Annotated in this window: 20 protein-coding genes; 3 read left to right on the top strand and 17 right to left on the bottom strand. The window is 38.6% G+C overall.

Going from position 1 to position 23,184, the window contains the following annotated elements; all coding sequences use genetic code 11:
- Positions 1-24: 24 nt before the first annotated feature.
- Both RYX56_RS19340 and RYX56_RS19345 read right to left on the bottom strand, forming a co-directional pair.
- Positions 25-1,113, bottom strand: a complete 1,089-nt coding sequence (locus RYX56_RS19340) for an extracellular solute-binding protein (protein WP_317123676.1) — start codon at positions 1,111-1,113, stop codon at positions 25-27.
- Between the two features lie 186 nt (positions 1,114-1,299).
- The gene (locus RYX56_RS19345) at positions 1,300-2,358 is read right to left on the bottom strand and encodes an ABC transporter ATP-binding protein (RefSeq protein ID WP_317123677.1); all 1,059 of its coding nucleotides are present in this window, start codon (positions 2,356-2,358) and stop codon (positions 1,300-1,302) included.
- Between the two features lie 259 nt (positions 2,359-2,617).
- Here RYX56_RS19345 and mgtE point away from each other — a divergent pair, with 259 nt between their 5' ends.
- A complete protein-coding gene (gene mgtE / locus RYX56_RS19350; RefSeq protein ID WP_317123678.1) occupies positions 2,618-3,982 on the top strand; it encodes a magnesium transporter in 1,365 nt (454 codons plus the stop codon).
- A gap of 381 nt (positions 3,983-4,363) precedes the next feature.
- On the opposite strand, the gene RYX56_RS19355 is transcribed toward mgtE, so the two are convergent.
- The 3 genes from RYX56_RS19355 to wrbA form a co-directional block, all read right to left on the bottom strand.
- Positions 4,364-4,504: a BH0509 family protein gene (locus RYX56_RS19355; protein ID WP_047973582.1), complete on the bottom strand. Its 141-nt coding sequence runs from the start codon at positions 4,502-4,504 to the stop codon at positions 4,364-4,366.
- Positions 4,505-4,663: 159 nt separating this feature from the next.
- Positions 4,664-5,080, bottom strand: coding sequence for a universal stress protein (locus tag RYX56_RS19360; protein WP_317123679.1), 417 nt, complete (start codon positions 5,078-5,080; stop codon positions 4,664-4,666).
- A 154-nt stretch (positions 5,081-5,234) separates the two neighbouring features.
- Entirely contained in the window at positions 5,235-5,855 is a 621-nt protein-coding gene (gene wrbA, locus RYX56_RS19365) for an NAD(P)H:quinone oxidoreductase (protein ID WP_317123680.1), read from the bottom strand.
- Positions 5,856-6,009: 154 nt separating this feature from the next.
- On the opposite strand from wrbA, the gene RYX56_RS19370 reads away from it, so the two are divergent.
- A complete protein-coding gene (locus RYX56_RS19370; protein WP_317123681.1) occupies positions 6,010-6,318 on the top strand; it encodes a winged helix-turn-helix transcriptional regulator in 309 nt (102 codons plus the stop codon).
- 138 nt (positions 6,319-6,456) lie between these two features.
- Here RYX56_RS19370 and RYX56_RS19375 read toward each other — a convergent pair whose 3' ends face one another.
- Positions 6,457-7,029, bottom strand: a complete 573-nt coding sequence (locus RYX56_RS19375; RefSeq protein ID WP_317123682.1) for a TetR/AcrR family transcriptional regulator — start codon at positions 7,027-7,029, stop codon at positions 6,457-6,459.
- Positions 7,030-7,407: 378 nt separating this feature from the next.
- Between RYX56_RS19375 and RYX56_RS19380 the strand changes: the two genes are divergently transcribed.
- Complete coding sequence (locus RYX56_RS19380; RefSeq protein WP_317123683.1) at positions 7,408-8,283, top strand: helix-turn-helix domain-containing protein; 876 nt, start codon at positions 7,408-7,410, stop codon at positions 8,281-8,283.
- A gap of 19 nt (positions 8,284-8,302) precedes the next feature.
- Here RYX56_RS19380 and RYX56_RS19385 read toward each other — a convergent pair whose 3' ends face one another.
- The 11 genes from RYX56_RS19385 to RYX56_RS19435 all read right to left on the bottom strand — a co-directional run bounded on the left by RYX56_RS19385 (position 8,303) and on the right by RYX56_RS19435 (position 23,166).
- Positions 8,303-8,452, bottom strand: a complete 150-nt coding sequence (locus RYX56_RS19385) for a hypothetical protein (RefSeq protein ID WP_157860751.1) — start codon at positions 8,450-8,452, stop codon at positions 8,303-8,305.
- Positions 8,453-8,665: 213 nt separating this feature from the next.
- Entirely contained in the window at positions 8,666-9,790 is a 1,125-nt protein-coding gene (locus tag RYX56_RS19390; RefSeq protein ID WP_317123684.1) for a S8 family peptidase, read from the bottom strand.
- A gap of 237 nt (positions 9,791-10,027) precedes the next feature.
- Positions 10,028-12,196 carry a PAS domain S-box protein gene (locus tag RYX56_RS19395; protein WP_317123685.1) on the bottom strand — a complete coding sequence of 723 codons (2,169 nt, stop codon included), beginning with the start codon at positions 12,194-12,196 and terminating at the stop codon, positions 10,028-10,030.
- 136 nt (positions 12,197-12,332) lie between these two features.
- A complete protein-coding gene (locus tag RYX56_RS19400; RefSeq protein ID WP_317123686.1) occupies positions 12,333-13,688 on the bottom strand; it encodes an aspartate aminotransferase family protein in 1,356 nt (451 codons plus the stop codon).
- A 32-nt stretch (positions 13,689-13,720) separates the two neighbouring features.
- A complete protein-coding gene (locus RYX56_RS19405) occupies positions 13,721-15,184 on the bottom strand; it encodes a CoA-acylating methylmalonate-semialdehyde dehydrogenase (RefSeq protein WP_317123687.1) in 1,464 nt (487 codons plus the stop codon).
- Between the two features lie 191 nt (positions 15,185-15,375).
- Positions 15,376-16,983 (bottom strand): PucR family transcriptional regulator, encoded by a 1,608-nt coding sequence (locus tag RYX56_RS19410; protein WP_317123688.1) that lies wholly within the window; start codon positions 16,981-16,983, stop codon positions 15,376-15,378.
- A gap of 177 nt (positions 16,984-17,160) precedes the next feature.
- Positions 17,161-17,397 (bottom strand): hypothetical protein, encoded by a 237-nt coding sequence (locus tag RYX56_RS19415; RefSeq protein ID WP_317123689.1) that lies wholly within the window; start codon positions 17,395-17,397, stop codon positions 17,161-17,163.
- 14 nt (positions 17,398-17,411) lie between these two features.
- A complete protein-coding gene (locus RYX56_RS19420; protein ID WP_317123690.1) occupies positions 17,412-18,878 on the bottom strand; it encodes an NCS1 family transporter in 1,467 nt (488 codons plus the stop codon).
- Positions 18,879-19,023: 145 nt separating this feature from the next.
- Complete coding sequence (hydA, locus tag RYX56_RS19425; protein WP_317123691.1) at positions 19,024-20,442, bottom strand: dihydropyrimidinase; 1,419 nt, start codon at positions 20,440-20,442, stop codon at positions 19,024-19,026.
- Positions 20,443-20,500: 58 nt separating this feature from the next.
- Positions 20,501-21,787 carry an NAD-dependent dihydropyrimidine dehydrogenase subunit PreA gene (gene preA / locus RYX56_RS19430; protein WP_317123692.1) on the bottom strand — a complete coding sequence of 429 codons (1,287 nt, stop codon included), beginning with the start codon at positions 21,785-21,787 and terminating at the stop codon, positions 20,501-20,503.
- Between the two features lie 23 nt (positions 21,788-21,810).
- The gene (locus tag RYX56_RS19435; protein ID WP_317123732.1) at positions 21,811-23,166 is read right to left on the bottom strand and encodes an NAD(P)-dependent oxidoreductase; all 1,356 of its coding nucleotides are present in this window, start codon (positions 23,164-23,166) and stop codon (positions 21,811-21,813) included.
- Positions 23,167-23,184 lie beyond the last annotated feature (18 nt).

Here is a 23,184-nt window from a genome sequence, read left to right on the forward strand (position 1 = left end):
CTCGCCTATTTATGCCTTTTAAAATTATAGGTCTAAATCAAGACCTGCTTGTTCAATAAGTTCACGTGTATCTTCCCACACTTCGCCCAATTCACTTAAAGGCATATCGTGCGTTTTGTAATCTGAAATAGATGCTGCTCCTTCAACCGCTTCAATTTCCGGGTTGATCGGAACTTCTAAAGATTCATAAGAAAACTCACGTTGGTTTTCTGGTTGTAAAATCCAGTCTAAGAAAACTTGAGCACTGTGAGAGTTTGGTGCATCTTTCACAAGACCTACACCAGCAGCATTAACAACTGCTCCCATTTCATCTTCTCCTTGATCCGGATAGATGACACCTACATTATTATCAGTAGGCTCTTGAAGTTGTTGGTGGTAGTAATAGTTGTTTACTAGACCAAATGTAAATTCACCAGCACCTACAGCACGACGAATATCACCATGACCCTCAAGGATAGCTCCAGCATTGTCTTGTACATCTTGGATCCATTCTTTTGTTTTCTCATCGCCCCACTCATTACGGAGAGCAGATACATGACCAATCATTCCACCATTACCACCACGAGTAATTGCGAAGTCACCTTGCCATTTCGGATCAGTTAATTCTTCAATTGACTTCGGCATTTCTTCTTCAGTGATTAGATCTTTATTATACATTAAAACTCGCGTACGTGCTGACAATGCGAACCAAGAATTATCATCTGCACGATATTGTTCATCAATTGATTCAATTCCTTCAGGACTTGCTTCTTCTAATAAACCTTCTAGACGTAAGTTTTCAAGTGCTCCGATATCATTAGAAATAAATACATCTGCTTGCACGTTACTCGCTTCACCTTTTATACGGCTTACCGCATTATCTCCAGCGTGTAAAGGTTTTACTTCAATCCCTGTATCCGCTGTGAACTTTTCTAATAAAGAATTGACAAAGTTTTCATTACGTGAAGAATAGACAACAAGCTCTCCTGTTTCTTCTGCAGTAGCTTCTTCTCCTGCCTCTTCGGTCTCTTCATTAGTTTCCTCTGCAGGTTCACTATCTGAACCGCAAGCTGCAACAACGAATAATGATAAAGCTAGTAATGAAAATAATAGTGCTTTTAAATATTTGTTCATTGTAAGACCCCTACCCTTCGTATGTACATAACGTGTGTTTTATTGATTTCCATTCTCAATCAATCTCACAAGCCTTACTATAATGCTATTGATAATCATTGTCAATGAGATTTTTGATTTTTTAATTACTTTTATTTTATTTATTCTCTGTAAAAGAAAAAGCCCTCTAAAAGAGGACTTTTCATTTTAAGCTTCTACAAGAGCTACTAATTCAGGCTTAATATCAAATGATACAATGGCTCCAACTTCAATTTCTTGTTCGACTGGAGCATAGACGATCATTGGTTCATTTATAACATGCTCATCACCCAGTCTCACTTCAAGCTCCTGGTATTCACCACTATAAGTCACACGTTCTACTCGACCCGTATAACGTCCATCCTCTACTAAGCGACATCCTTCAGGTCTAATAGAAATACGCACATCTTCTAAAATTTGGTCAGATTCAGATGGTAAACATACCCGTCCGATATGTGTCTCAACATGCTTAAGATCTTCACAGAGCGTTCCTGAAAGGAGGTTTGTCTTCCCTACAAATTGTGCTACAAAGCAGTTTTTAGGACAACGGTACATATCACGAGGGGATGCAATTTGTTGAATTACACCTTGATTCATTACAACAACTCGATCAGACACAGCAAAGGCATCTTTTTGATCATGCGTAACGATAATCGCTGTCGTATTCGCTTTACGCAAAATAGCCGTTACATCATAGCGCATTCTCTCACGAAGTCCAGCATCCAAATTACTAAATGGCTCATCCATTAAAACAACATGTGGCCTTGGTGCTAATGCACGAGCTAGAGCAACACGCTGTTGCTGACCACCAGAAAGTTCATTTGGAAACCGCTTTGCATAGTCGGCTAGACCAACTAGCTCAAGTACTTCTTTTGCACGCTTCTTCTTATTAAGAGTACTCCATTTATTTAAACCAAACGTTACATTCTTTTCTATTGTTAAGTGAGGAAAAAGTGCATAGTCTTGAAACACCATTCCGATTCCTCTTTTCTCTGGAGGAAGATACGAACGGTGGTCGTACACAACTTGATCATCAATTCTAATTGACCCACTTGAAGGTTGCTCAAAACCAGCAATCATTCGTAACGTAGTCGTCTTACCACAACCACTTGGACCAAGCAGGGTGATAATTTCGCCTTTCTCAATCGAAAGATCAATATGATTAACGGCCGGACTTTCGGCTTTATTGTACGTCTTTGTTAAATCTTGAAGGTGGATAAAACCCATTATGTACGTCCCCCTCAACCTCTTCTTTGAGAATGAATTTCAATCTAAGTGAATCATATCACAGCTTATTTCATAGCGTCAATGTAAATACAATGAAAAACCCAGATACTTTCAATGTATTTTGTATATTTAAAATTCTTTGAGGCTGTTTGACCTTTTACCGTATAGGGAATGTAATAAGGATTATTTGTCATCAAGGGTTTTACATCATCATTCTTTTTTTGTAAAGTATATAAATGAGAGAAGCGAGGTGTGCGCATTGGTTGCAAATATGACTGAAGACCAACTACTTGTACTTGTTATTAAATATATCAAAGAGGCAAAACGATCAGCTCTCCAACAGTTATTAGAAGAGCTACATCCATATGATGTTGCCCAGCTGTATCGAGGACTTCCAGAAAAGCATCATCATAAATTCCTAACTTTCTTAACTTCTGATCAAATTGCTGATTTAATCCAGGAATTAGATTATGAAATGCAAATTGAAATTTTGCACAAACTAGGCATTGAACGATCATCAAAAGTTATGAATTTAATGGATAATGATGACCTCGCCGACTTACTTAATGAATTATCAACCGAGAAGATCCAAGAATTTTTAGACGTTATGAGAAAAGAAGATTCTCAAAAGATTCGATCACTGATGAGCTACCCTGCTGAAACTGCCGGGGGATTAATGACTAACCAATTTGTCTGGATTAACGCTAATCAGACGGTAAAGCAAGCCGTTAATAAACTTAAAGAATATGCCAGCTTTTCAGAGAACATCTATTATTTATATGTCATAAACGAAGAAAAGAAATTAGTAGGTGTCGTATCCTACCGTGACTTATTAATAGCAGATGGCGAAGAAAAGATTGAAGATATTATGTTTAACCGAGTGGTATCTGTTCTTGTAGATGCTGACCAAGAAGAAGTAGCCCAAACAATTGAACGCTATGACTTTATTGCCGTTCCTGTTGTAGATGAAAAGAATATTCTTCTAGGTATTATCACGGTAGATGATGCGATTGATATCGTCATACGTGAAGCGAATGAAGATATCGAGAAACTCTCTGCATCCGGTAAAGACATTGACTTTAATACCAAAGCAACTACAGCTTCTTTTAGACGCCTTCCGTGGCTTATTTTGTTATTATTTATTGGTTTACTCTCCGGAAGTATCATTAGTGGTTTTGAAGAAACCCTTGATCAAGTTGTAGCACTCATTTTCTTCATGCCTATGATAGCTGGGATGACTGGTAATACAGGTACTCAATCATTAGCCGTTGTTGTACGAGGAATCGTTACAAGTGATGTTGATCAAAAAACTGTCATTAGGTTAGTCTTACGTGAACTTAGGGTCGGGATCATTATCGGAATCACATGTGGAATTCTTATCCTTATTGTCGCGACTGTATGGATCGGAAGCTTCACATTAGGCCTAGTTGTTGGTGTTTCTTTATTAATTACATTAATCGTTGGTACACTAGCAGGAACGCTTATTCCGCTTATGCTATATCGCTTCGGCGTTGACCCAGCTGTAGCATCAGGCCCACTTATTACCACGATTAATGATATCTTCTCATTAATGATCTACTTTGGCATTGCGACTGCTTTTTTAGCCCAACTTCAACATTTATAATCAAAAAAGCAGTCTCTTTTAAAAGAGACTGCTTTTTTTCGACAAATTGCCGGGGAAATAAATCGAATTAGAAAGTGAAAGTCGAAATGGTTGTCGTAAAATGTCTATTAGAAGCGTACAGGCTAATAAAGAAATTAGACTAATTAAGTTGTAAGAATATGCCCAATCACCCAATAAAGTAATCCATATAATGCCGTAATAGAGGTAATGATGATAAATAAGGTTTTATTTGAAAATTTCATTATATCCACCCTTCAAGAGCATTCTTTAGGTAGTATACCTTATTTCGCTCTCTATTTTCCTGAAAATATTTTGAACATTACTCTAGTACTTCAAAAATAAAACCTCTCCATCGACTAATCAGTCGATGGAGAGGTTTTATTAATTACGTTCATGCATGCTATATACTCGCGTATAGATATGCTCAATATCTGCATCAGTCATTAACATTAATTTTCTCTCATGCATTCCCTCAACTGTAGTAAGAAATTGGATCATATTCTCGCGCTCTTTTCTGCTCATCCATAACACCCTCTCTGTTTTAATACAACTTCGTTTATTTTTTATTATTATATAACAGAAGATTCAAAAAGGTCAATCATTTCTTACAACTTTTTTAATTCAATGAGAACGCCTAGCTTTCTCACAAAAAAAACCTTACCATTAGGCAAGGTTTATTCGCTATCTCATTATTAATACAGGGCAAGTTGCTCTTTTCATCACCTTATGACTAACGCTACCTAAAACCAATTGTTGAAGCTGATTTAATCCTCGACTTCCAATTACAATTAAGTCAGCTTCAATTGAGTGAGCAAATTGAACAATCGCATATGCAGGCTCTCCACGAATGATTTTCACTTCATAATTAATGTTTTCAGACTTAGCTTGTTGTTCCATAGCAGCTAACCTCTTGTTACGCTTCTCAGAAATCCCTAACGAATCCCAACTATCGAGCACATCGACTTTAGAGGTCGAACCATCTACTACATACACTACAAATACTTTAGTATCTCTGTCTTTTGCTAATTCAATTGTCTTTTCTACAGCTTTCATTGAATGCTCAGATCCATCTGCTGCTACGACAATTTGTTTGAACATAAGCTCACATCCTTATGACTCAAGTTTCAAACAATTCTTTGAACTTTGTGGTTACTTCTTACCATCATTATACGAAGAGAGCCCAACAAATGGTACTGAATTCAAAAATAAAGCATGAAGGATTGTTCATCCTTCATGCTTTAACTCGGTTTTGTTATTGATTTAATTTATGAGCAACTTTTGCTAATCGTGCACCTAGTCGCTTAGCCATCACAAAGTCTCTTTCATCTGGAGAAGCTGAACCATCTGGTCCTGAAATAGTTGATGCACCATATGGACTTCCGCCAATCCCATCTGTTGTTAGTTGCTCAGGATTCTCTCCGTAAGGAAGACCAACAAAAATCATACCGAAATGGAGCATGGGAATAAGCGAGGTAATAATAGTTGTTTCTTGACCGCCATGCACAGAACCTGTACTAGTAAATATGGAGGTAGCTTTACCTTCTAGTTCTCCGTTCGCCCATAAGCCTCCTGCAGAATCGAGAAACTGTTTCATTTGAGCAGGCATAGAGCCGTACCTAGTAGGGATTCCCCAAGCTATTCCTTCAGCCCAACGCAAATCATCATGAGTTGCCTCCGCTACGTCATCTTGATTATCTTGCGCTTGTACATAAGCATCTTGACTAGACATTGCTTGTTTCACTACATCAAACTCTGGAATTTTAACAAGCTTCACCTCGGTCCCTTCAACCTCTTCTGCACCTTTTGCGACTGCCTTTGCCATTTCATAAATATGACCATATGCACTGTAATACGGCACGAGTACCTTTGCCATGAACTGAACACTCCTTATACTAACTTTTTTATAGTAACTATAAAATATATATTATTTATACTTTTTTCAATTGTCAATCAATTAGGTTTCTCTTGTCTCCTTTCTTATCTATACCTCTAATGTATGGTAAACTAAACCTAATGAGGTGAATAATATGGACTACAGTAGGATGTGCCCAAAATATGAGCATGCTGCAGAACTATTAGGCAAGAAATGGACGGGTTTAATTATTCGAGTATTACTTGATGGCCCAAAAAGGTTCAAAGAAATTAAATTCCAAATACCAGATATGAGTGATCGCATATTAACTGAACGAATGAAAGAATTAGAGGATTTAGAGGTCATTGTACGAAATGTGTACCCTGAAAAGCCCGTTCGAATTGAATACGAGCTAACAGAAAAAGGACTCGCCTTAGAACCTGTGATTTCTTCAATCCAAACTTGGGGAGAAAAATGGATGTAGGTAAAGAAAGAACCCCTATCGAATAGGCTCTTTCTTTACCTACTTTTTATTTATTAAAATAATCGACTAGATCGTCGGATATAAATAAGATAAAATTATACCCTGCCTTGGATATAATTTTATCTTATTTATAATCCGTTATTTTTTTAGGCCATTTATAAGCAGAGAAAATAAAACATCTGCCCATTCCTCCCGCTCGATGTTTTCTTCCTTCTTCAATTTTATTAATTGATAAAGAAAATTTGTTTTAATTTGTACTTGAACATCTTGACGTAACACACCTAATTGCTCTGCTATCTGAAATTGAGTATGAATAAAGGTGAAAAGTTTCTGTTCTAATTCAGCTAGTTTCACTAATTTCTGATCAACTATGGGAGAAGTCCTATCTAAGACTGGAGTAATTTCTGTTATTAAGTGCACATGGTTATAATCAAGTAATACTGATAATACTTTTCTTAAATTGGTTAGAGGATCTACACTTTCCCCCTCCTCAATTTGATCAACTCTCTCTAAAACTTGGTTCATTAACTTTAGCATGTATTCCGATACAAGCTCCTCCTTGTTTGAATAATATTCATAGATTGTGCTCCTTCCTACAAATAATTGAGTAGCAATCAACTTAAAGTTCAAGCGTTCATATCCTATCTTTAATAAAAGCTCTTCAGTAACTTGCATTAACTCTTGTTGATCAACTTTCTTTTTTCTAGCCATCTTCTTCGCCATCCTTATCTGACATAAACACCCGTCTAAACTTTTTAACTTACCTATATCTAATTTTACTATATTTACTAACAATACCCTATTGTTAGTATTATAATCCTATGACTTTTTACTTGATTTCTATTTTCTAACTATTAAACTTTACTAATATCAAACCCCAAAACACTCACGAAGTCTAATTAACCACAATTAAAGGACCAAACCCTCTTAACAAAAGAGTAAGAAATACTCGTATTTACTTTTGGAAAAAAGTACCCTCTCCCCTTCTAACGGCACATGACGAAAATGCAAATAATTGTTATCGTATTTATATAGAAGTATTTCGCTTACCGAAGATCTATACGTCAATATTGAGAAAAGGGTGAGATTATGGATATACATACAATAGGCAAGAATATTAAATTTTACCGTACCTTAAAAGGACTTACTCAAAATGAATTAGCGGAAGGTATTTGTACACAAGCACAGATAAGCAATATTGAGGCCGGTAAGTTCATCCCTCTTTCAACTACCCTTTTTGAACTATCCAGGCGCCTTGGAGTGGATATGACTCACTTTTTCCACGAGGCATCTAATCCACGTTATGATTACATTCAAGACTTCATACAAGATGTAAGAAAACACACCATGAATCGGAATTACGAACAAGTTTATGACTTAATTCTTGCTGAAGAGAAAAATCCACTTTTTGAAAGTGTAGACCTGCAGCAGTTTATTTTTTGGCATAAAGGTTTTTCTATGGCATATACGACCAAGAATTATGAAGAATCTTTAAAAATACTTTTTAATGCTCTAAACCTTACTTACAAGGGAAAAGATGGCTACTCACAAGAAGAAATACAAATTCTAAATGCCATTGGAGTTGTTTACGACTTAAGTGGTAAACCACATACTTCAGTAGAGATTTATGAAAGAGCTATTCATGGAACAACGACGATCCCCCAGCTAAATCCTAAAATTAAAGTTAGAGTTTATTACAATTATGCTAAAGCAGAAAAAAGCCTAACAAATTATGAAAAATCGATTTATTTAAGTGAAAAAGGGATTCAACTTTGCATTGAGAATGAGCTGCTGTATTTACTTGGGGAATGTTTATACCAAAAAGGTTATTGTTTGATCTTAACCAATCAGCATGAAGAAGGAAAAAAGTATATTCAAGATGCTATATACTTATTTAGAATTGAAGGGAAGTTAACGTTGGCAGCAATTGCCGAAAAACAAATGAAAGAAGCAATAGGCACCTAGCCTATTGCTTCTTTTTCACTTAACCTGCGTGCGGAAGATCTCCTGCGTGTGGAAGATCAAAAGCAGTTACATTACCTATAGATGCTGGTTGGTTTGAATCTGTTAATACACCAGCACCTAAAAGAAAGGCTCCAATTACTAATGCTGCTACAAGACGTTTCATTGTCATTTATCTCACCCCCAACAGTAGTTCCAGTTATTTCTAGTATAACCGTTTTTTTATTTTTCCGAATTTTAATTCTCGCCTTGTTTTTACCATTAATTAGTTTATAGAGGGCCTTTCGCCTTGATTTTCAAACTTAAATATAAATGTACTTATAATGTAAGCTCCGGGTAAACAAGAGCCTGGCAACCTCCGTTTATCCAAGTAGCCTATTGTTCATTATTGAGCTGCGTATTCAGCGTCAACTAAACCATTCCCATAGTAAGTCCTGTTACCGAGGTTAATAGCTGTTTGATTCATACGGTTTCGAATCTGTGATGCCGTTAAATGTGGATGTTTTTGCTTAATTAATGCAGCTACACCTGCTACATGAGGAGCAGCCATAGATGTTCCGTTTAAGCTACGATAACTATTATTTAAATGAGTACTATTAATATTAACTCCTGGTGCCATGATTTCAAGTTCAGCTCCATAACTCGAAAAACTTGCACGAGTACCATTTTGATCAACAGCACCTACGGCCATTACTGAGTTATATCGCGCTGGATACCCCATATTATTAGAGCCTCCTTGTTGACCTGAGTTACCGGCAGCACCAATTAAAAGAACGCCTGCACTAGATGCACGATCAGAAGCTAACTGTAAAGTAGTAGACCCTGACGTACTGCCTAAACTCATGTTTACAACGTCCATCCCATTATTCATCGCCCACTCTATTCCTTGAGCAATTGTCGCGTGTGAGCCACCACCCTTACGATCTAAAACTTTTACAGCATATAAATCTGCCCCAGGCGCAACTCCAAGTACACCGTAAGAGTTGTTAAGTGCGGCTACCGTTCCTGCTACATGTGTACCATGGCCATTGTAATCTATATAGGTATTCTCGGTTGGAATAAAACTTACCCCACCTTTAATTGCTAAATCTGGATGTGTAGCTATACCAGTATCTAATACAGCTATCTTTACACCATTTCCATAATAGCCTTGACGGTGGACCTCATCAGAGTAAATAAATGGGATTCCCCAAGGAACTGTCTGAGCTATCTCAACGTCTTCATTCTCTTCAATAAAATCAATATGCGGATTATTTATTAAACCACGTTTTGCAGCTTCTGGTAACTCTGCAAAAATAACTGGAAAGGCTTCATATTCGTGATGGATGTCTCCGCCTGCACTTTCGATAAGTCCTTTTGCTTTATCTGAATTGACTCCTATTAAGTACTCTTCCTTTCCCCCATTTGCACTAGCCACCCTTACCACCATTACTAGTAACAACAGAGTTAAAACACTTACTCTTAACCATTGATTAATCTTCAATGCATTACCCCATTTTTGAAGATTCATAGGCGATCACCCCCTATGAATAATTTATCAAAATCTAGTCTATGGTGAGTTTTGATAGAGGTCTTCTCTCTACTCTTTTAATAGAGTAGAAAAGCATCTGATAGAATTATCAGACATTTTATAAACATAGTAATATAAGTTCCTTTATATAGTAGCCACTTTCAATTTTAAGGGGCCTAAGCATGAAAGAATACCTGAGATCTACACTCAGGTATTCTTTCGACGTTATTTTATGATTCATCTCACATCTAATACCACTTCAATAATGGTCCCTCTCCCATATGAACTGCGTATCGTAAAATCTCCCTTATGATCATGGATTATTTTTTGACTGATTGTTAATCCAAGTCCAATACCTTTTTCTTTTGTTGTATAAAAAGGAGTTCCAATATGAGTAAGACGATCTTTAGGAATGCCTGGACCGTTATCTATAAATCGAAAGCGGATTCTTTCATTCTTGCAGTTTTCAACCTTAATACGGATTCTTCCATGATTAGGTCTCATCGCTTCAATTGCATTTCGAAGGATGTTGATAAATACTTGCTTCAACTGGTTCTCTACCACGTGGATGGTTTCGTTTTCTGTGTTTATATAGATGACATCAATTTCAATATTATTAAGATGTGCTTCTGATTGAAACAGTACAATGGTATGTGAGACTAGATCTTTTATTCGGATGCTCTTAAAGGTAACATCTTGAGGCTTAGCTAAAACCATAAACTCATTGATGATTTCTTCTATTCGATTTAACTCAGAAAAGATAATCTCCCAATAATGACTATCTTCACTTTTTTGATTATTTTGTTGGTACAATTGGAGAAAACCTTTAATAGAGGTTAATGGATTACGTATCTCATGGGCCACTCCAGCGGCAAGTTGCCCAACCACAGAGAGCTTGTCTAACTTTCGGATCATTTTTTCGTTCTCTACCCGTTCTGTAATATCTCGACTCTCGATAAGGACATCTGACTTCTCTCCTTCTTCAAATAGCTTCAGAATTGACTCCAGCCAAATCGCTGTCCCATCTTTACGAAACATACGGTACTCTATTCTCTGTTGCTTTTTTGTTTTTAACAACCTTTCAAGTGTTTCCTGAGTGTGAGCACAGTCATTAGGATGAATTCGCTCTTTAGCGTTTATACCAATCAATTCCGTATCCTTATAACCTAACAATCTTTCATGAGATGGAGATATATACTTCGCGATTCCCTCGCTGCTTACAATCGAAATTAAATCGTAAGAGTTATTTGCTATTAAACGATAACGTCTCTCGCTCTCTTTTAAAGCTTGTTCTTGTTGTTTTTTCTCGGTAACGTCGTTTAACAGAACAAGGTTGACTCTTTTATCCATAATAGTAATGGACGTCACCATCGCTTCAATAATCTTGCTTTTATTATCTAATGTACGAATTTTGTACTCAACCACATCTTGCTCTTCTTTTTGATGAATATCCTTCGATCGTTTTTGTATTTGATCGTGATGGTCCTTACTTGCAAAAGAATACATAGAATGGCCAAGTAATTGAGATTCTTCTTTAGCACCAACGAGTGAAATAGCGGCGTCATTTACATATTGGACAAGGCCGTCTTCATGTACAAAAATTGGAAGCGGACAGAGGTCAATAAGTTTTCGGTAACGCTCTTCACTTTCTCTTAATAAAGATTCAATCTTTTTTTGTTCAGACATGTCGCGGAAAACACTCATTGAACCAATAACGTCCCCCTCTAGATCCGTTACATATGAATAGGTAATGGACACATCAAATAATTCCCCATTTCGCCTGACCCTTTGAGTTGTAACATGTGAGTAACTTTCTCCTTGTAGAGAACGTTCGTTTATTAAAGTCGATTCTTCAATTAAAGAGATCGGTAAAATATTAATTTCGTAAACCTTTTTACCAATAACTTCATCACTTTCCCACCCAAACATGTTTGTAAAAGCGGTATTGATAAAGGTAATTAAACCGGATAGATCACGCACTAGTACAGCATCTTCTGTATTAGTAAGATACGTGAGTAATGATGCATGAGATGCACCGACTAAATTTTGCTCGTTTTTGCCAATTACTAATACCACTTTCTGATTGATTTCATGTGAATAGAGTGGATTACATGTCAAAATGAGGGTACCAAATTGGGGTTCTCCCAACGCGAAAGAAAAAGAGGTCTTTTCCTCTTTTTTAAAAGCATTTTCACACGCTTTTTCCAATTGAATATCCTTACACTCAAAACCCTCTTTTGTATGAATAAAGAAGCGCTCTATCCATTTTTTTGCTGGATCATTATAGGTGTGCATGATCCATTTCCCTTGAATTTCACTGCATAAAAAGATACTATCACTCGTCTGAGTTAACCACGCCTGGAATAGCTCATCATTCATTAATGGATTAGGCTTTGACATAATCATCACGACCGTTCTTCAGCTTATCATTCTTATTATGTATACCCTACCATTATATAGGATGAACATATAGTCTGAATACTCCAAATGAAATCGTCCTTATTCATAAAAAGCGAGAAGTCAGAGACTTCTCGCTTGTGTTTTACTTTTCTAGGTCATTTAGGGCATTTTTTAATGTGTCGATGATAAATGTTATATCATCTACTTCAATAGAAAGTGGCGGGGAAAGAGTTAACACATTGTTAAAGCCCGCAACCGTTGCACCATTCTTCCCAATGATCAGTCCTTTTTGCTTACATACTGCCATCACTTGGTTCACTAAGGATACATCTAGAGGTTCTTTTGTGCTTTTGTCTTTCACTAGTTCAATTCCGATCAGCATGCCCTTCCCTCTTATATCACCGACGTAAGGATTATTTTGAAGTAAGGTAGAGAAGTCTGCTCTCATCTGATTCCCTAATTCTTCTGACCGCTCAAACAATTGCTCTTTCTCCATAATTTCAAGATTTTTCAAAGCTAAGGCACAAGAAGCAGGACTTCCTCCAAAGGTATTTACATGACGAAGATATTCATACTCCTCAGTCCCTTTAAACGCTTCATAAATCTCTCGTTTCACCGCAGTTGCTGATAGTGGTAAGTAAGCACTGGTAATCCCCTTGGCCATCGTAACAATATCAGGTTGTACACCGTAATGTTGAAATCCAAATGGTTTCCCTGTACGACCAAAGCCACAAATAACTTCATCGACAATTAAAAGAGCTCCATGCTTCTCACAAGCATCTTTAATGCCTTTCATATAATTCTCAGGTGGAACAAGTACCCCGCCCCCAGTGATAATTGGTTCCATAATCACTGCAGCTACCGTCTCACTTAATTCCCAAGTCATCGCTTGGTCAATATCCTGTACAGATGCTAACTCAGCAGGAACTTGAGCACTCTCCGGTCGACGGTAAGAATCTGGAGGAGGGACATGAATAAAGCCCGGTGCAAGTGGTTCGTATTTATATTTACGTTGAGCTTGCCCTGTTGCTGCAAGGGCTCCCATGGAATTACCATGATAAGCTCTATATCGTGAAATAAACTTGTAGCGACCATTTTCACCTCGTTGCTGATGATACTGTCGCGCGATTTTAAAAGCAACTTCATTTGCTTCGGAACCACTGTTAGAGAAGAAAATAACGTACTCATCACCTAGCATTTCATTTAGCTTTTCACCAAGCTCGATTGCCGGCTTATGACTTTGAGTTAATGGGAAATAGGCGAGCTCTTTCAATTGTTCATAAGCAGCTTCTGCAAGCTCTGTACGTCCATAACCCACATTTACACACCACAGGCCAGCCATCGCATCTAAATACTCATTTCCATCACTATCTGTAATCCATGCTCCTTTAGCCTTTTCCACTACCATTGTGGCAGTTGGATTATATGGCTTCATGGAATGCCACAGATATTTTTCATCAGCAGCTTTCAAATTCTGCTTTTGATTAAGTTCTGCCATACAACCTCCTCCTTTCTTGTTAAAAGATCTACCTAAAAATCAAAACGAGAAGTAATCATTTTTTTACGGGTAAAGAAATTCACTCCGTCTTTCCCATTCACATGCAAGTCACCATAAAACGAATCTTTCCAGCCGGAAAATGGGAAGAATGCCATAGTAGCCGGAACACCAACATTAATTCCAAGCATTCCTGCATCTGCCTCTTCACGGAACTTTCTTACTGCCCCTGCATCTTTTGAATATAGAGTTGCACCATTTCCGTAGCGTGATTTTCGAATATATTCAAGACCACCATCTAAATCCTCAGCACGTAACAAACTAAGAACTGGAGCAAAGATTTCATCTTTTGCAATCGTCATATCCGGAGTGACATGATCAAATATCGTAGGTCCTAAAAATGTTCCTTGTTTTATTTCATCCATTTCCTTACGCCCGTCACGAATTAAAGAAGCGCCTTCTTCTACTCCTTTATGGATGTATCCCAGTACCTTTTCACGATGTGAATCACGAATGACAGGCGTCAACAGAACATCTTCATCCATCCCACTTCCGATTGTTAATTCATCTGCTTTTTGTTTTAATAGATTTACAAATTTATCATTATCGCCTACAACAACTACTGCGCTACAAGCCATACAACGTTGACCTGCGCTGCCAAAGGTTGAGCTAATAATATGTTGAGCTGCTTTTTCCATATCTGCATCAGGCATAACAATGTGATGATTTTTTGCACCAGATAAGGCTTGAACACGCTTGCCTTCAGCCGCTGCACGCTGATACACATATTTCGCAACAGGTTGTGAACCTACAAAGGAAATGGCTTTGACATCTTCGTGGTCCAACAATCCATTTACGACATCATGAGCACCATGAACGATATTTAGTACACCAGCAGGTGCCCCAGCTTGAGTAAAAAGCTCTACCAATTTATTTGCCAGTAATGGTGTTCTCTCTGATGGCTTTAAAACAAATGTATTACCACAAGCAATCGCAAGTGGGAACATCCATAGCGGAACCATCATCGGGAAATTGAATGGCGTAATCCCGCCCACAACTCCTAGTGGGTAACGAAACATTTCTGAATCGATCTCTTCAGCAATACCTGATAACGACTCACCCATAATAAGTGTAGGAGCACCTGAAGCAAACTCTACACATTCAATGCCTCGTTGCACTTCACCATATGCTTCTTTAAAGGCTTTTCCATTCTCTTCAACAATTAACTTTGCTAACTCTTCATGACGCTCACTTAATAATGAGTGATAACGGAATAAGATCCTCGCTCGTTTCGGTACAGGGACGGTCTTCCATGTTTTAAACGCTTCATTTGCAGCTTTTACCGCTTGGTCAACGTCTTCTTTTGTAGAGATAGGAACAGAAGCAAGAACCTCACCTGTGGCTGGATTCGGCACCTCAAGAGTTTCCGTTCCATTTGAAGCTACCCACTCACCATTAATGTAATTTTTTAGCTCAGTTGATTTCTTTAATACCGCCATGCCAGTCTCCCCCTTAGTCATTTTAATTTTCACACTATTTGATCCATAATCCTATTATCCGCTAATCCTTGATTTGTTTCATTAGACATTCTGTAAAATAACCATCATTAAATTTTCCACAAAATGAACATCGAACTAAAATTAAGTGAACGTCATTAAAAAATGCACCCTTCTGAAGGAGTGCATCATCGTCATACGGATCTTTTATGCAATTGTTTATCAATACTCAAGTAATCTTTGGCGAGTAACATAAATTCTAGCGCCAATCTTTTCTCGGCTTCCATAAAGTCTGTACCTAATATTTTCTCTAGCTTTTCTATACGATGATATAAAGTTTGTCTCACAATGAATAACCGTTTCGCTGTTTCTTGCTTTGATCCACTGCATGCTAAATAAGCCTTTAACGTTTCTAGCAGTTGTCCGTTATAACGCTGATCGTACTCTATTACCGGAGCTAAATAATCACTCACAATCTCATCTAGGTTTGCGTGCTGATGAATGACTGATAGTATACGATATAAGTGCAGATCATCATAAAACATACTCATATCTTTCTTAGTAGCTCTATTTGTAAGTAATAAAGCTTCTCTTGCTGTTTTGTAGCTTAGAGAGATTTCCTCTAATTGATAAATAAACTTTCCGACTCCAAATTTATAAGCTGAGATGCTTTTCTTTCCGGTTCCTTCTTGTTGTCTAACTCGTTCAAAAGCTTCCACCGCCCGCTCCTTCCAATCCTCAGCTGAACGCTTATTACAGAGAACTAATACTAAATCCTGCCTCACATCAATCGTAAATAAATGAAATCCATATTGTTCAAAGACCGTTCGCATCCATAACTTTAAGTAGGTACAATCTGACTCTACACCATGCTTAACTGGTTGGTATTTACATACACACACTACTGCCCCGTTCAGTTCTAACCCCGGTTCTAAAGAAGCTAAATGTTCATGAATAATCTCTTCCCTATGAACACCTTCTAACCAATCTAGCATCCATTGTGACTCCTCTGCATTCTTTCTTTCTTCTACATACAAGATACGTAAAAGTTGTTGTGCAAGTGCAGTGACTGTGCGATCCAAGATTAGATAGTCGTATTCAGTAAGGTCTCTATCTTTTGAAAAAATGATTACTTCTGCATATTCATTACCAAGTAACATCACTGGCTGCCATGCAATTCTAGCCTGCTTTATGCTCTTAGCACATTCTCTTTCTTTCATTAACTTTTGCTTTTCACGTTTGGGGGCATCTGGATAAAACCTAAGATCATTTTCATTAAGGCGAGCCATGACTTGGACATTTAAATACGTTTGACAAAATGTTAAAATTTCATCGTATTCACTAATCTCTAATAACTTTTTATTGAGTTGTTGAGAATAGTATTCTAAATCGGTTATGACTTGGTATTGTTTATTAATTAATGTTGAATGGATATCCTGTGTGATCTCTACGAAGGGAACTTCATGGTTAAACATGATGATAGGAAATTGATGAGTGTTTGCTAAATCAATGACTTCTTGAGGAATGGTGGATGTGTTCGTACCGATCTCAATACATAGACCTGCCGCCTCACATTCAATCAATTGTTGAATGAATTGTACAAATAAAGAGGGGTCATCCTTAAATCCAAGACCGGTTGTTAAAATCAATTCATTGCCTCTCAATAGGTTCCGAATTTGAATGACTTCAACAACGTGAACCCATTTCACTAATCGATCTAAGCCTTCTATGCCGGCTATAACTTCAATGTGTTCAAAGTGTTTTCGTTTCACAATCTCTTCGATAGATATGTACGATTTCATAATCTAAACATCACCTCTTTTAAAGAGTAGAGAAACTTTATCTATCAAATTGTCCTGGACGGTACTAACTTCTATGATGCTTGCCTTTTCTCCTGCTTACATTCTTAATCTCTATGTAAGAAATCCTTACAAAATGATAAAAGCTGTTCCTAGTCACTTTCTAGGAACAGCCTTTAGTTAACCTGTTTGTTTATTTTGATTGATAAGTTGGACTGAGAAGTATTTTCTCGCATCCGCAGTTTTAATATGAAGGCGCTCATATTGCTGCCCGCTATTAGAGCGTTTATGGAGTGGAAGTTCAAACTCCACAAAGGCCCCACTTAAATTTTCAGTTACTCCCTTAATGACATACCCTTGTTGGATCAAATAATCAATTTCATCACGCTCAGCAAGAAATTCTTGGTAATCCGACATTGGCTGCCTCCCATCTAAGCATTTTGTGCAGTTTTTGCTTGCTCTTGTGTATCATCATCTTCAATAATCCAGTCTCTTCCTACAGTAATACCTAAATACTTCTCATCACTAGGGTCAAGTAGCTCAGCTTGTTGATATTTTTCAAACCACCAATATTTTGCAAGTACGTAGTATACAGCTGCTCCCACAACAAAACCAACAACAAATGAGTAAGTTTGAATAAAGTATGCGGCCCCCCCACCCAATACCCAAGCAAGTAGACCTGCAATGTTTAACCCTTTCCAATATTGATATTGTCCATCTTCTTTATAAAGATCAACAACATTCACACGGCGTTTTCGAATAAAGTAATAATCAGCTACCAAAATCCCTACAATCGCTGATAGGATACCACCGACAATTAATAATGCAGGAATAATAATGCCAAAGAGACTCCACGGTTGTACAAGTAAACCAATTAAGCCAGCAACCACTACTCCAGTCCAAAATGGCAGCTTAGGTCCGCCAACGTTTGAGAAAATTGTTGCTGCCGGAATAAGATTAGCTGAAATATTTGTCGACCACTGGGCGAATACAATCATTAGTAATAAAACCCCAAGAACGATTCCACTAGCGGCTTCTTGTAAGGCGACTACCGGATCGTAATTAGATACAGCAATGAAAGATACAGCCCCAATAATCACCATGAACGTTTGTACAATAGGAAGAGTTATAAGACTTCCAACAATTTGTCCTCTGTTACGTTTAAACCAGTTCCGTTCCAATTTTGGTGCTTTAATAAACCTTGAAATAGAAGGCATATCAGCAGCGAGCGTCCCCCAAAATCCCATGTTACTCATAATCACAATGGCAAATGCAGTAACTGCAGCCCCACCAGTTACCGGACTTTCAATCCAGCTCCAAACGTCACGTCCTGCAGCTAGTGCTTGGTCTGATAATGTAGTATACATCCATGCCGATATGATGATGATAATAGGTGCTGCTAGATCAGCAAAACGTTCAACAGCTTTAATCCCAAGTGCCGTATTAACAACTTGGATCGCCGCAAAAAAGAGGAAGCAGACAAACCAATTGTCAAATCCAGTTAGAACAAATAGTATTCCATTCATCGCAGTAGCACCGAAATACGTATTAATCCCAAACCAACATGAAGCAACAAAACCACGTATTAATGAGGGTATATGAGTACCGATTGTTCCAAATGGAGCCCTCATGTAAACAGGGAAGGATAAACCGTGCTCAACCCCAATATCACCAGTCAAGGTCATACATAAACCAATAGCAATCGATCCAATAATAGTGGCTAGGACGACCAATCCAAGTGGTAAAGATTGAACCCCTTCTCCACCAATAGCAAATGCAGCTAAAACGACCGCCATGCCTACCCAGATAATCGCGAAACCTAATGTACTTATCTTACGGTCTCCATGTGTGATTGGAAGCAGGTCAGGAGACTTTAAATAACTTGAGTTTTTTTTCATCACGAGATCCCCCTCTTATGTGCTAGAAATCTAGCAATCATACATCTTTTCATCAATCATAGAAAGGTTCATGCGTGACTGGCTTCCCTCTCCCCAGCTTCTCTAATTCGATCTTGTTTAGGTGGCGGCTCATTTCCAATTTAATTTATTTAGAAATTGCTTCGTTCGCATCACTCGTTAAAGTCTGACCGTACTTAGCTCTCTTTACGTATTTCCCTTGCCCTCTTGAACCAACGAATTGTTTATCACGAATGACGAACTCCCCTCGCGATAAAACAGAGACCGGCTCTCCTTTTACTTTCATCCCTTCAAAGGCATTATAATCGACTGCCATATGATGAGAGTCTGCAGAAATCGTACGCTCTATCGTTGGATCAAATATAACAAGATCTGCATCTGCTCCAATTGCAATCGTTCCTTTTTGAGGATATAACCCGAATAACTTGGCGATACGAGTAGATGTTATATCAACAAATTGATTTAACGAGATTCGTCCCTGCTCCACCCCCTCTGAATAAAGGATGCTTACTCGATCCTCAATAATAGGACCTCCATTTGGAATCTTTGTAAAATCACCTCTTCCTAACTCTTTTTGTCCTTTAAAATCAAACGAACATTGGTCTGACCCAAGCGTTTGCAAGTCTCCATTCTTCAGCGCATTCCAAAGCACATCTTGGTGATGCTTTTCTCTAAGGGGAGGAGACCAGACATATTTCGCTCCTTCAAAATTTGGTTTTTCCAATGCCGTTTGATCAAGAACTAGATATTGTGGACAGGTCTCACCCCATACATCAAAACCCTTACGTCTTGCTTCTGCAATCTTCTCTACTGCATTTTCACACGACACATGTACAACATATAGTTGCGAGTTAGCAAGACCGGTCAGCTGACATGCTCGACCTGTGGCCTCTCCTTCAACTTCAGGAGGACGTGTTAGAGCATGGTAGATAGGATCGGTTTGCCCTTTTTTGAGAGCTTGCTTTGTCAGGTAATCAATAACATCTCCATTTTCTGCATGAACCATCACAAGACCACCGAGCTCTTTTGCAGTAACTAACGTTCTAAATAACGTCTCGTCATCTGCTTGGAAAACATTTTTATAGGCCATAAATACTTTAAAAGAAGTAATTCCTTCTTCCGCGATTACTTTTGGAATCTCAGCCAAGACGTCATCATTAATCTCACCAATCATTAAGTGGAATCCATAATCAATAACAGCTTTGTCTTTTGACTTTGCATGCCATTCATTAATAGAGGACTGCATCGGCTCTCCTTTTTTCGTTAAACAAAAGTCAATAACCGTTGTAGTCCCACCATATGCTGCCGCAATCGTTCCAGATTCAAAATCATCCTTAGAAACGGTACCACCAAATGGCATCTCAAGATGAGTATGAGGATCGATCCCTCCAGGAAACACATAGCGACCTTTTGCATCAACCATCTCTGCTCCACTTGAAGAAAGGTTTGCACCAATTGATGCAATTTTGCCGTCCTCGATAAGAAGGTCTGCCTCAAATGTTTCAGATGCCGTTACAATCGTACCGTTCTTGATCAATTTCTTCATTTATTGGTCCCCCTTTGACCTTCATCACAAAAATTGATTACCTACTATACGATTACAATTACTTGATGGTAGGAATACTACAATTACCTGCTGCACCTATTGCCGCTTGACGTTCATTCCACGTCATCGGTGGTAACTCCGATTTCAACTCCACCATATCAATCGCTCCATCGACTGGACAGACGATGGAACACAGATTACAGCCAACACAGTCATCCTCACGTACTTTAAGAATGTCTCTTCCTTGGTCATCCTTTAACATATCAATACATTGATGCGAGGTGTCCTCACAAGCGATATGACATTTATTACAGTTAATACAAACATCGTTATTAATTTGTGCGACCACTTTATAATTCAAATCAAGGTTACCCCAATCGGAATAGTTCGTAACGGTTTTACCTACTATATCCATTACAGAAGCAATCTCTTTATCATCTAGGTAGTTATTTAATCCATCAATCATATCCTCGACAATTCTAAAACCATGGTGCATGGCCGCAGTACAAACTTGAACACCGGTAGCACCCATTAACATAAATTCAACCGCATTCTCCCAGTTGGATACTCCTCCCATACCTGAGATTGGTACATTTACATGAGGGTTTCTTGCACATTCTGCTACCATGTTTAAGGCAATCGGCTTAACCGCTGGTCCACAGTACCCACCATGCGCGCCTTTTCCTGCGACATGTGGAACGGTATTCCAAGAATCAATATCGACCCCTGCTAAACTATTAATCGTATTAATCATACTAACTGCATCCGCACCGCCTCGAACGGCCGCTTCAGCTGTAACCGTAATGTCAGTAATATTCGGTGTTAGCTTAACGATAACAGGTGTTTGGGCCACCTCTTTTGCCCAGTACGTTTGCTTTTCTACGAGCTCAGGAACTTGACCAGAAGCTGCCCCCATCCCACGTTCAGCCATTCCATGAGGACATCCGAAGTTAAGCTCAAGCCCATCTACACCAACATCTTCTACACGTTTAACAATTTCATGCCACTTCTCCTGTTGAGGTTCAACCATTAAAGAAGCAATGATCACATGGTCAGGAAATCGTTTCTTCGTTTCATAAATTTCTTTTAAGTTTACTTCTAGCGGTCGATCTGTAATTAATTCAATATTGTTAAACCCTGCAACTTTTTGACCATTAAAACTCACAGCCGCAAAACGTGAGGATACGTTTAAAATAGGATCCCCAAGTGTTTTCCAAACGGCTCCACCCCACCCTGCTTCAAATGCACGTTGCACTTGATAACCTGAGTTGGTTGGTGGCGCTGATGCTAGCCAAAAAGGATTCGGGGATTTAATTCCTGCAAAGTCAATTCGTAAGTCAGCCATTCAACTACCTCCTCTGATTTTAGTTATGCCGTTTCTTCTTTCACGCCTCCAAGCACCTTTTGATGAAGAGCATAAGCCGTTTGCTTCCCTTGTTCTGCAGCTGTTACGACCATCGCTTCACCTTGGCCCTTACCGAAAATAACATCTCCACAGGCAAATACTTTTTCATTAGACGTTGTAAAGTCTTCCATGTTCACTTTTACGACCCCACCATCATGCTCTAATCCAAACTGCTCGATTAAATCCACATAGCGTGTTTGGCCGATCGCTTTAATGACCGCATCCACCTCTAATATAAACTCTGACCCTTCAACAGCTACCGGTCTTCTCCGTCCATCTTCACTTGGTTCACCTAACTCCATCTTGATGCATTCGATGGCTTGAACTTTTCCGTGCTCATCTCCAATGATCCTTTTTGGCGCTGTTAACCAGCGGAATTCTACCCCGTCTTGTTTAGCGAATTCGTATTCAAAATCATAAGCAGTCATTTCGGCAAGCGTTCTACGATAGAGAATTTTCACATTTTCTGCACCAAGACGTACAGAACAGGTCGCACCATCAATGGCCGTATTACCTGCACCAATTACTACTACGTTCTTACCGATATATTCTTCAGTCAATTGACCTGATTTAGTTGCTTTTACAAACTCAATTGCATCATGCACTCCTTCTAGTTCCTCTCCTTCGATCCCAAGGTTAGGCACACTAGACATTCCAATGGCAAGTACCACTGCATCATAATTAGCTAAAAGCTCAGAGACCGGAACATCTACCCCTATGCGTGTATTCGTTTTAATTTTGACATCAAGGCTTTTCACTTGATCAACTTCCCAGAATGATACACGTTGTGGAAGACGGAAAGAGACAATACCGTACGTATTTAATCCACCAGCTTCCTTTTCAGCTTCATAAATTGTGACATCATAGCCAATGAGAGCAAGCTCACGAGCTGCTGATAATCCAGCAGGTCCCCCACCCACTATCGCAACGGTCTTTCCATTTTTTTGGCCTGCTTTAAATAAAACTTGTTCATTTTTCATCGCCCAATCTGTTGCATATCTTTGTAGGTCTCCAATCATGATCGGCTTGGTAGAGTGATTTAACACGCACGCCCCTTCGCATAATTCCTCTGTAGGGCACACTCGCGAACAGCTTGCACCGACTGGATTGGCAGACATAATAGTCTTCGCAGATCCTTTCATATTCCCTGAGGCAATCTTTTTGATAAAACGCGGAATATCAATACTTGTCGGACAAGCGGTTATACAGGGTGCATCATAACAATATAGACATCGATTAGCTTCCTCCGTTGCTTCTCTATTCGTTAACCCCGGATGAGCTTCTTGAAATTGTTTTTCCAAATCTTCTACCGTTAGCATTAAACGTTGCTCACTCAA

The sequence above is a fragment of the Alkalihalophilus lindianensis genome, from assembly GCF_032843265.1.
Taxonomy (GTDB): Bacteria; Bacillota; Bacilli; order Bacillales; family Bacillaceae_D; genus Alkalihalophilus; species Alkalihalophilus lindianensis.

What these genes read in the sequence shown, in the direction of transcription:
- wrbA (WP_317123680.1), bottom strand. Translation starts at nt 5,855, where the DNA reads ATGGCAAAGGTACTCGTGCCGTATTACAGTGCATATGGTCATATTTAT.
- RYX56_RS19375 (WP_317123682.1), bottom strand. Translation starts at nt 7,029, where the DNA reads ATGGCTAGAAAAAAGAAAGTTGATCAACAAGAGTTAATGCAAGTTACT.
- RYX56_RS19420 (WP_317123690.1), bottom strand. Translation starts at nt 18,878, where the DNA reads ATGAAAAAAAACTCAAGTTATTTAAAGTCTCCTGACCTGCTTCCAATC.
- RYX56_RS19385 (WP_157860751.1), bottom strand. Translation starts at nt 8,452, where the DNA reads ATGACAATGAAACGTCTTGTAGCAGCATTAGTAATTGGAGCCTTTCTT.
- RYX56_RS19370 (WP_317123681.1), top strand. Translation starts at nt 6,010, where the DNA reads ATGGACTACAGTAGGATGTGCCCAAAATATGAGCATGCTGCAGAACTA.
- RYX56_RS19410 (WP_317123688.1), bottom strand. Translation starts at nt 16,983, where the DNA reads ATGAAATCGTACATATCTATCGAAGAGATTGTGAAACGAAAACACTTT.
- RYX56_RS19345 (WP_317123677.1), bottom strand. Translation starts at nt 2,358, where the DNA reads ATGGGTTTTATCCACCTTCAAGATTTAACAAAGACGTACAATAAAGCC.
- RYX56_RS19340 (WP_317123676.1), bottom strand. Translation starts at nt 1,113, where the DNA reads ATGAACAAATATTTAAAAGCACTATTATTTTCATTACTAGCTTTATCA.
- RYX56_RS19415 (WP_317123689.1), bottom strand. Translation starts at nt 17,397, where the DNA reads ATGTCGGATTACCAAGAATTTCTTGCTGAGCGTGATGAAATTGATTAT.
- RYX56_RS19355 (WP_047973582.1), bottom strand. Translation starts at nt 4,504, where the DNA reads ATGAGCAGAAAAGAGCGCGAGAATATGATCCAATTTCTTACTACAGTT.
- RYX56_RS19380 (WP_317123683.1), top strand. Translation starts at nt 7,408, where the DNA reads ATGGATATACATACAATAGGCAAGAATATTAAATTTTACCGTACCTTA.
- RYX56_RS19390 (WP_317123684.1), bottom strand. Translation starts at nt 9,790, where the DNA reads ATGAATCTTCAAAAATGGGGTAATGCATTGAAGATTAATCAATGGTTA.
- hydA (WP_317123691.1), bottom strand. Translation starts at nt 20,442, where the DNA reads ATGAAGAAATTGATCAAGAACGGTACGATTGTAACGGCATCTGAAACA.
- preA (WP_317123692.1), bottom strand. Translation starts at nt 21,787, where the DNA reads ATGGCTGACTTACGAATTGACTTTGCAGGAATTAAATCCCCGAATCCT.
- RYX56_RS19395 (WP_317123685.1), bottom strand. Translation starts at nt 12,196, where the DNA reads ATGATTATGTCAAAGCCTAATCCATTAATGAATGATGAGCTATTCCAG.
- RYX56_RS19400 (WP_317123686.1), bottom strand. Translation starts at nt 13,688, where the DNA reads ATGGCAGAACTTAATCAAAAGCAGAATTTGAAAGCTGCTGATGAAAAA.
- RYX56_RS19360 (WP_317123679.1), bottom strand. Translation starts at nt 5,080, where the DNA reads ATGTTCAAACAAATTGTCGTAGCAGCAGATGGATCTGAGCATTCAATG.
- RYX56_RS19435 (WP_317123732.1), bottom strand. Translation starts at nt 23,166, where the DNA reads ATGCTAACGGTAGAAGATTTGGAAAAACAATTTCAAGAAGCTCATCCG.
- RYX56_RS19405 (WP_317123687.1), bottom strand. Translation starts at nt 15,184, where the DNA reads ATGGCGGTATTAAAGAAATCAACTGAGCTAAAAAATTACATTAATGGT.